This window comes from Mesorhizobium sp. M8A.F.Ca.ET.161.01.1.1 (genome assembly GCF_004792105.1).
In the GTDB taxonomy this organism is placed as follows: domain Bacteria; phylum Pseudomonadota; class Alphaproteobacteria; order Rhizobiales; family Rhizobiaceae; genus Mesorhizobium.
This window is the reverse complement of the sequence record NZ_SRTD01000035.1, coordinates 1-8,788: the sequence shown is the minus strand read 5'-3', so window position 1 is coordinate 8,788 and position 8,788 is coordinate 1. Positions and strand designations below refer to the sequence as shown.

Annotated in this window: 7 protein-coding genes and 1 pseudogene; 5 read left to right on the top strand and 3 right to left on the bottom strand. The window is 63.8% G+C overall.

Going from position 1 to position 8,788, the window contains the following annotated elements:
- The 3 genes and pseudogenes from EN804_RS34340 to EN804_RS34330 form a co-directional block, all read left to right on the top strand.
- A pseudogene (locus EN804_RS34340) lies at positions 1 to 223 on the top strand (integrase); the annotation flags it as partial.
- A 356-nt stretch (positions 224 to 579) separates the two neighbouring features.
- Positions 580 to 1,083, top strand: a complete 504-nt coding sequence (gene secB / locus EN804_RS34335; protein ID WP_127277690.1) for a protein-export chaperone SecB — start codon at positions 580 to 582, stop codon at positions 1,081 to 1,083.
- Positions 1,084 to 1,495: 412 nt separating this feature from the next.
- Positions 1,496 to 3,136: an ABC transporter substrate-binding protein gene (locus tag EN804_RS34330; protein WP_135922285.1), complete on the top strand. Its 1,641-nt coding sequence runs from the start codon at positions 1,496 to 1,498 to the stop codon at positions 3,134 to 3,136.
- A 598-nt stretch (positions 3,137 to 3,734) separates the two neighbouring features.
- On the opposite strand, the gene EN804_RS34325 is transcribed toward EN804_RS34330, so the two are convergent.
- The 3 genes from EN804_RS34325 to lepA all read right to left on the bottom strand — a co-directional run bounded on the left by EN804_RS34325 (position 3,735) and on the right by lepA (position 6,762).
- The gene (locus EN804_RS34325) at positions 3,735 to 4,220 is read right to left on the bottom strand and encodes a hypothetical protein (protein ID WP_135922283.1); all 486 of its coding nucleotides are present in this window, start codon (positions 4,218 to 4,220) and stop codon (positions 3,735 to 3,737) included.
- Positions 4,221 to 4,230: 10 nt separating this feature from the next.
- Positions 4,231 to 4,743, bottom strand: a complete 513-nt coding sequence (locus EN804_RS37475; RefSeq protein WP_189524613.1) for a hypothetical protein — start codon at positions 4,741 to 4,743, stop codon at positions 4,231 to 4,233.
- Between the two features lie 213 nt (positions 4,744 to 4,956).
- A complete protein-coding gene (gene lepA, locus EN804_RS34315) occupies positions 4,957 to 6,762 on the bottom strand; it encodes a translation elongation factor 4 (RefSeq protein WP_135922282.1) in 1,806 nt (601 codons plus the stop codon).
- Between the two features lie 206 nt (positions 6,763 to 6,968).
- Between lepA and EN804_RS34310 the strand changes: the two genes are divergently transcribed.
- The gene (locus tag EN804_RS34310; RefSeq protein WP_135922281.1) at positions 6,969 to 8,051 is read left to right on the top strand and encodes a pilus assembly protein TadG-related protein; all 1,083 of its coding nucleotides are present in this window, start codon (positions 6,969 to 6,971) and stop codon (positions 8,049 to 8,051) included.
- 223 nt (positions 8,052 to 8,274) lie between these two features.
- Positions 8,275 to 8,646 carry an endonuclease domain-containing protein gene (locus EN804_RS34305; RefSeq protein WP_135922280.1) on the top strand — a complete coding sequence of 124 codons (372 nt, stop codon included), beginning with the start codon at positions 8,275 to 8,277 and terminating at the stop codon, positions 8,644 to 8,646.
- The last annotated feature ends 142 nt before the right edge of the window (positions 8,647 to 8,788 follow it).

Sequence of the window (8,788 nt, the reverse complement as noted above, 5' to 3'; positions counted from 1 at the left end):
TCGCTGGGTGCGCCACAATGGCGAGATCAGGTGGAATGGCGGCTTCGTCTATGTCTCGCAATCACTGGCCGGCGAAGCCGTCGCGGCCACCGAAGCCGAGGACGGCCAATGGGCACTTACCTTCCATAATTATCCGCTTGGCATCATCGACACCAGACGCATGAAGCTCGTCCGCCGCAGCGCCGCGCCAACCAAACCGCTTGGCGCTGCGGCGGACGCATAGGGGGAGAACTGTTACCTATGTATCCGGTTCATTCTGTTACCCATCTATCGGCTGGACAGCTGGCCGCAACGCCGGCCGCATCCTTCCAACGTTGATGATTGGCGAAATCATCGGACACAGCACCCCCTCTCCCCGTCACTGTACGGGGAGAGGATGCCGGCAGGCAGGTGAGGGGCGGCGCTGGCCTCCGGCGATGATCTTCCCCGCACGAAGCGTCCGCCCCAATCGCCCAAGGCCACAAGGCGGCAAACCTTGTCTTGTCATGCCGGCCATGGTAGCGAACGCCCGATTTCAATTCGGTCAGCCCCGATTCAATTCGGTGAGCGAGACTGCCCAGGGGAAAAGGATATCGGCTCATGGCCAGCAATGATGACGCGCCGGTCGGCGCCAACGGCAACGGCAATGGCAGCGCGGCGCAGCCGTCGCTCAACGTGCTGGCCCAGTATGTCAAGGACCTGTCCTTCGAAAGCCCCGGCGCGCCCAACTCGCTGCGCGGCCGCGACAAGGCGCCCGGCATCGCCATCAACGTCAACGTCAACGCCAACCCGCTCTCCGACAAGCAGTTCGACGTCAACCTGACGCTGAACGCCAAGGCTTCCTTCGACCAGGAAGTGCTGTTCAACGTCGAGCTGATCTATGGCGGCGTCTTCGCCATTTCGGGCTTCCCGCAGGAGCACATGCTGCCGATCCTGTTCATCGAATGCCCGCGCCTTTTGTTCCCCTTCGCCCGCCAGATCATCGCCGAGGCGACGCGCAATGGCGGCTTCCCGCCGCTGATGCTCGACCCGATCGATTTCGCGCAGATGTTCCAGCAGAAGATCGCCGAGGACCAGGCCGCCTCGCAGACCAAGGTGAGCTGACGCTCGGCTGACAGGGATCGCTTTGAAAAACCCGGCCTCGCCGGGTTTTTTGTTGTGGGCCGCCTCTTCCCTTCGTCATCCTAGGGCGAAGCAAGGAGCGCAGCGACGCGGCGCAGACCCTAGGATCCATGCCGGGACTCTGAAGCGTTGCCACGGTCCAGGTTCTGCTCCGCTGCGCCAGTCGGCGAGGTCGCGGCATGGATCCTCGGGTCTGCGCGACGCCGCTGCGCGGCTGCTCCGCCCGTGGATGACGAAGTCGCGAGCGGAGCACCGCACAAGTCCTGCGGATTCCAGAACACTCCCCTCGATCCCCCAGCCCTATCATCGCGCCCTCAGGCAAAGGCGTCCCGGCGGTCGCAGCCGCCCCCGCGTTGGCGATCGGTCGGGACGCCCAACAAAAGAGGGAACGATGATGAAATTCATGCTGACCGACCGCAAGCTCCACCCGCGCGCCAGACCCGTCGCCGAGGATTTCAGGACGGGCGGCATCAGCCGCCGCGAATATCTGGCGCTCATGGCTGGCCTCGGCGTCAGCGCCGCCGGCGCCTTTGCCCTGGGCGGCATCGCCGCGGCCCCGGCCCGCGCCGCCGAACCCAAGAAGGGCGGCACCCTGCGCGTCGCCATGAACGTCAAGGGCTTCAAGGATCCGCGCACCTTCGACGGCGTGGAAATGTCCAATGTCGCGCGCCACTGCAACGAATATCTGGTGCGCTGGAACACGGATTTCTCGTTCGAGCCGTGGCTGCTGGAAAAGTGGGAGATGAGCGACGACGCAAAAACGTTGACCCTGCATGTGCGCAAGGGCATCACCTGGTCGAACGGCGACGCCTTCAATGCCGACGATGTCGTCCACAACCTCACCCGCTGGTGCGAGGCCGGCGTCGCCGGCAATTCGGTCGCCGCGCGCATGGGCGCGCTGGTCAATGCCGACACCAAGAAGGTGGTCGATGGCGGCATCGAGAAGGTCGACGACTTCACCATAAAACTCAATCTGCCGAAGCCCGACATTTCGCTGATCGCCGGCATGGCCGACTATCCCGCGCTGATCATGCACCGCTCCTATGACGGCGACGGCGACCCCATGAAGGCGCTGGCCATTACCACCGGCCCCTGCGAGTTGGTGAAATGGGACGCCGAGACGGGTGCGGAGGTGAAACGCAAGGACAAGCCGTGGTGGAAGGGCGAGTTCCATCTCGATGGCATCCAGTGGATCGACTACGGCTCCGACCCCAACGCCATGCTGTCGGCGTTCGAATCCGGCGAGATCGACACCGACCACGAAACCGCCTCCGACGCCGTCGCGCAGACCGACAAGATGGGGCTTAAAAATTCCGAGATCGCCACCGGCTCGACCATCGTCGCCCGCTTCAATGTCGCCAATGCGCCCTATGACGACGTCAAGGTGCGCCGCGCCGCCCAGCTCGCGGTGGACAATGCCGCCGTGCTGAAGCTCGGCCTCGACGGCCGGGGCAAGCCCGCCGACAACCACCATGTCGGCCCCATGCATCCTGAGTTTGCCGATATCGGCCCGGCCAAGCGCGATGTCGAGCAGGCCAAGAAGCTGCTCGCCGAATCCGGCAAGGCGGACCACGAATACGAGCTGATCTCGGTCGACGTCGAATGGCAGAAGAACACGGCCGACGCGATTGCCGCGCAGGTCCGCGAGGCCGGCCTCAAGATCAAGCGCACCGTGCTGCCCGCCGCCACCTTCTGGAACGACTGGAGCAAATACCCCTTCTCCTGCACCGAATGGCTCGGCCGCCCGCTCGGCGTCCAGGTGCTGGCGCTGGCGTATAAATCCGGCGCCGCCTGGAACGAAAGTGCCTATGCCTCGAAGGAATTCGACGCGCTGCTCGACAAGGCGCTGGCCATGCCCGACGCCAAGGCCCGCAAGGAGATCATGGCCGAGATCGAGCAGAATCTGCGCGATTCTGGCATCATCATCCAACCCTACTGGCGCTCGGTCTACCGGACCTATCGCAAGGGCGTCGAAGGCTGCGAACAGCACCAGGCGCTTGAGCAGCATTTCGAGAAGGTCTGGATTGAAAGCTGAGGCTAGCGCGGCACTTCTTCCTTCCCCCCTTGTGGGGGAAGGTGGATTGCCGCGAAGCGGCAAGACGGATGAGGGGTGCGCCACGGAGCGAGGCCTTCGTATCTAAAGCTTTGAGTCCGCGCCTATCTTTCCGGCATCGCCAAGCTGGAACACCCCTCATCCGTCTCGGCGCTGGCGCGCCGATCCACCTTCCCCCACAAGGGGGGAAGGAAGAAGCGCCGCGCCCTGCGCCTCACCTTCAGCGCCAGCGCCGCCCCTCATTGCCCTGCCGGGCATTTCTCCCCGTATAGGACGGGGAGAAAGGGGCTGGCCGCAACGCCGGCACTTTTCTTGCAGCGCTGATAATTGGCGAAAGCGTCGGCCACAGCACCCCTCTCCCCGTCCCTATACGGGGAGAGGATGCCGGCAGGCAGGTGAGGGGCAGCACCAACCTTCGTCGTCTTTACCCTAACCTGTGATCCTCACATGCGGCGCGAACACCCTGATCGCCTCGATAACGCATCGGATAGGCGCGAAACCGTACCCTCTCACTCCGTCGCGCACCCTTCGTCCGTCGCCTTCGACGACACCTTCCCCCACAAGGGCGGGAAGGGAGAGCCTACCCGGTCACCGCCACATGCGGCGCCAGCCGCTTGATCGCGGCGACAATGTCCAGCCCGCTCATGTCGAGCGAGTTGACCTCCATGCGCACGGTGTTCCCGCCGAATAGCGCATTGGCCAGCGCGTCGGACGGCTCACCGGTCAGTTCGAAACTGACCATGCCCGAGCCTTTGCCGGAGGAGGAGAGGCGCACGCTCTTCACCGTCTCCCAGGGCACCAGCACGTCGCCGAGGCGGCGATCGCGAAAACCGTTTTCGTCGAGCACCACCTTGACCGAGGTGTCGAAGGCGCCGCGCACCATGTAGCCGCCGAACCCGAGGAAGCCAAGCGCCAGCAGCGCCACCAAAAACACCCGCCCGCCATCGGCGCCGTTGGCCAGCCCCTTCAGCGTATAGAAGCCAAAAATCGCCGCCATCAGCAACGACCCTGCGACGGAAGAGAACTTGTTGGTGGGACTGTTGCGGAGTTCGACGGGGGCGGACATGGGGGCGCACTCACCGGTCGGGCTTCAGCAAGGTCCAGATCCAGCCGGCGAAAGTCAGCACCAGGAAGGGATAGCCGGCGGCCGGCAGCGGCGCCGAGGTCGGCAGCAAGGGCGCGCCCCACAGCACCATGCCCACCGACACCAGGAACAGCACGGCGGCAATGAGCCCGGTGATCCGCATCCACAGCGCAAAAGTGTTGGGCACGCTGACCAGGATCAGCGCCGCCGCCCAAAGCGAGATGCCGCCGACATAGGAAGGCACGCTGGCCTGCAACCCGGCCGCATTGCCGGCCAGAAGCAGGCTCTCGCCGGCAAGGAAGGTCAGGAAGCCCGCGGCGACGCAATCATTGCCGAGCCGCTGATACTTCATGGTCAGCAGCGCGGTCGCCACCACCAGCGCCACGCCGTCGATCGCCCACAGCGTCTCGCGCAGCGCATCGCTCGCCACGAAGGTGCCGGCAAGGCCGAAGATGCCGCCTATGGCGAGACCGATGGAGGCGATGGTGTCGAGGGTGGTGCGCATGTGGTGTCTCCCCAAGCTAGGGGGAGGATACGTCGGAACGGAGTATACTCAAAGGGGCGGTCCGCCGTCCGGTGTGAAGCGCGTTAGCCCAGTTCAAATTGATTTTGGCGAGCTTGGGCGTGTCCGGCGAAAGGAAAGGCGGTAGGTATCCAGGGATGTCCCGTCACCCGCACTGGGGTGGGACCCGCTGCCTCGGGCCGGAGGCCGGACCCCTCAATCCCCCATCTTCAGCGCCTGAATAAACGCCTCCTGCGGAATATCCACCTTGCCGAACTGCCGCATCCGCTTCTTGCCCTCTTTCTGCTTGTCGAGCAGCTTGCGCTTGCGCGAGACGTCGCCGCCGTAGCACTTCGCCGTGACGTCCTTGCGCAGCGCCGAGATGGTTTCGCGCGCGATGACCTTGCCGCCGATGGCGGCCTGGATCGGGATCTTGAAGAGGTGGTGCGGGATCAGCTCCTTCAGCTTCTCGCACATCTGCCTGCCGCGCTTTTCCGCCGCCGTGCGGTGCACCAGCATCGAGAGCGCGTCGACCGGCTCCTCATTGACCAGGATCGACATCTTCACCAGGTCGCCCTCGCGGTAGTCGGTCAGGTGGTAATCGAACGAGGCGTAGCCTTTGGAGATCGACTTCAGGCGATCGTAGAAATCGAAGACCACTTCGTTGAGCGGCAGATCGTAGGTCAGCATGGCGCGCTTGCCGACATAGGAGAGGTCGGCCTGGATGCCGCGCCGGTCCTGGCAGAGTTTCAGGATGCCGCCGAGATAGTCGTCGGGGGTCAGGATGGTGGCGCGGATCCATGGCTCTTCGATGGCCGAGATTTTCACCACGTCGGGCATGTCGGCCGGGTTGTGCAGTTCCTTGACCGAGCCGTCATTGAGCAGCAGCCGATAGACGACCGATGGCGCGGTGGCGATCAGGTCGAGGTTGAACTCGCGCTCCAGCCGCTCCTGGATGATTTCGAGATGCAACAGGCCAAGGAAGCCGCAGCGATAGCCGAAGCCCAGCGCCGCGCTCGTTTCCATTTCATAGGAGAAGCTGGCGTCGTTGAGGCGCAGTTTGCCGACGGCGGCGCGCAGATCCTCGAAATCGGCGGCGTCGACCGGGAACAGGCCGCAGAACACCACCGGCTGCGCCGGCTTGAAGCCGGGCAGCGCATGCGCGGTCTGGCGCTTGTCCTCGGTGATGGTGTCGCCGACGCGCGTGTCGGCCACTTCCTTGATCGAGCCGGTGAAGAAGCCGAACTCGCCGGGGCCGAGCTCCTCGACATTGATGCGGGCCGGCGTGAACACGCCGGTGCGCTCCACCAGATATTTTGCGCCGGTGCCCATCATGCGGATGGTCTGGCCCTTCTTCAGCACGCCGTCGATGATGCGCACCAGCACGATGACGCCGAGATAGGCGTCGTACCAGCTGTCGACCAGCATCGCCTTCAGCGGTGCCGTCGCATCGCCCTCGCGCGGCGGCGGCAATTGGTGGACGATGGCTTCCAGCACGTCGGGGATGCCCAGCCCGGTCTTCGCCGAGATCAGCACGGCGCCCGACGCGTCGATGCCGATCACCTCCTCGACCTGCTCGCGGATGCGCTCGGGCTCGGCGGCCGGCAGGTCGACCTTGTTCAGCACCACGACGATCTCGTGGTTGTTGTCGATCGCCTGGTAGACATTGGCGAGCGTCTGCGCCTCGACGCCCTGGCTGGCGTCGACGACCAGCAGCGAACCTTCGCAGGCGGCCAGCGACCGCGACACTTCATAGGCGAAGTCGACATGGCCGGGCGTGTCGATGAGGTTGAGGATATAGTCCTCGCCATTGTTGGCGCGGTATTTCAGCCGCACCGTCTGCGCCTTTATGGTGATGCCGCGCTCGCGCTCGATGTCCATCGAGTCCAGCACCTGCTCCTTCATGTCGCGCAGCTCCAGCCCGCCGGTCGACTGGATCAGGCGGTCGGCGAGCGTCGATTTGCCATGGTCGATATGGGCGACGATGGAAAAATTGCGGATGTGGTCGAGGGGCGTGCTCATGCCGCGCGCTTTAGCAGGGGCGGCAAGCGGCGGCAAGGCTTGGCGCCCAAGGGCTGCCCGCCGCACACAAAGCGGTGAAATCGGCAAAAGAATCGAAAAACCGGTCTGCGCGCCAACGATGCATAAACTTTAATCGTTCAGATTAGACCTTGGTTTGCCGGCTGCGTGGTAATCGCACGCTCGCTAATGCCTGTTGGGGGTTGGAAATGTTCAAGCTTGCAAGTGGCTTTGCCCGTTCCCGCGGCGGGTCGATGATGCCGCTCTTCCTGGTGAGCCTGATGCCGCTGATCGCGGCCGTCGGCTTCTCGGTCGACTACACCGGCGCGGTCCAGACCAGGTCCAACCAGCAGCAGGCGCTGGATGCCGCGATCCTGACGATCACCACCATGGACACCACGTCGACGCTGCCGCAGCGCCAGACGATGCTGCAGGATTCCTTCATCGCCAACGGCGGACAAGGCACAGCGACGCTGACCAGCTTCGTCGCTGGGACCACCGCCACCGCGACCACCGCGCGGGCCACGGCAAGTTTCGCCATGCCGACCGTTTTCATGACCATCGCCAGGATCGACACCGTGCCGATCGCCGTGGCCTCGGCGGTCAGCAAGCCGCCGGCGCTGGTCGCGGCCAACTTCAAGGTCACCGGCGTATCGGGCTACTGGAACAAGAAGATGACGCTCTACGGCACGCAATTCGGTGCGACGACGGCCAAGCCGCTGATGACGATCGACTACGTCTATGGCAAGACCGGAGACCCGAAGGGCTATGGCACCACCACCACCAGCATCCTTACGACCGATTCGACCGGCAAGACCGTCACCACGGTGGCCCAGACGCAGGTTTGCAAGCTCGCCGGCTCCAACCCGCCCGCCGGTGCGGTGATCCAGACCGACAAGTTCCAGACAAAATTTTACTGTGTCGACACGATGTATCCCGCCGATGGCACCGGCGCGTCCATCGATGTCAGCCAGATGGGTGGCCTCAGTCTGCAGATGTATGTGCCATCAGGCAACCCGCAATATCTCAAGACGAATGATCCGACCACCTCCAACCGGCTCTACAGCGGGATCAAGGATCCGCAGACCAACGCTATCAATTACAATGAGATCGCGACCGGCCAGGTCGTCGATATCTTCGGCCTCGTGCCTTGCGGTTCGACAGCCTATCAGGCCTGGGAAGACGGCGGCAACGCGGTCCCGGCGCCGGTCAGCAACGCCGACTTCTTCTACAACGTCACCGGCAAGTGCGACTTCAACAAGCGGCCCTCGGACACCGCGCTGACGCAGTAACGCCGCCTTCTTCCTTCTCCCCCTGTGGGAGAAGGTGTCGCCGAAGGCGACGGATGAGGGGTGCTCCAGGGAACGCCTACGCCTCACTCCGCTCTCGGCGCTGGCGCACCGGTCCACCCCCGGGGCAAGCCACCGGTCTCGCCCGTCCTTCGGACCCCACAAGGGGAGAAGGAAATGCCACCAGGGCTGTAGACGGACCGCAGCGTCCGACTAATCTGATGTCATGCCGCATCAAGCCGTCCCTCCCGCCAAACGCAATTTTGCTCGCTCGCTTCGTCGTACCATGACAGAGGCTGAGGGCAGGCTTTGGCAGGAGCTGCGCGACCGCAGGCTCGACGGGATAAAATTCCGCCGCCAGGTGCCCTTTGGCAAATACATAGCGGATTTCGTTTGCATCGAAACCAGCCTGATCATCGAGATCGACGGCAGCCAGCATGCGGACTCGGCTTCGGATCGCAGCCGTGACGCCGAACTGAAGGCGAGGGGCTTTCGTGTTCTGCGCCTTTGGAATGACGACGTCCTGAAAGACATGAACGCCGTCTGCGACACGATCATCGCCTATGTGCGGGACACGAACCTGCAGCCTTGGCGTTAGCGCCGCCGCTTCTTCCCTTCTCCCCTTGTGGGAGAAGGTGTCGCCGAAGGCGACGGATGAGCAACTGTGTTTTCAGGCTTTGTCTGGATACCAGGGTTGGTTGTGTCGAAGCATGGCGCTGAGGATGGTCATAATCTTTCGG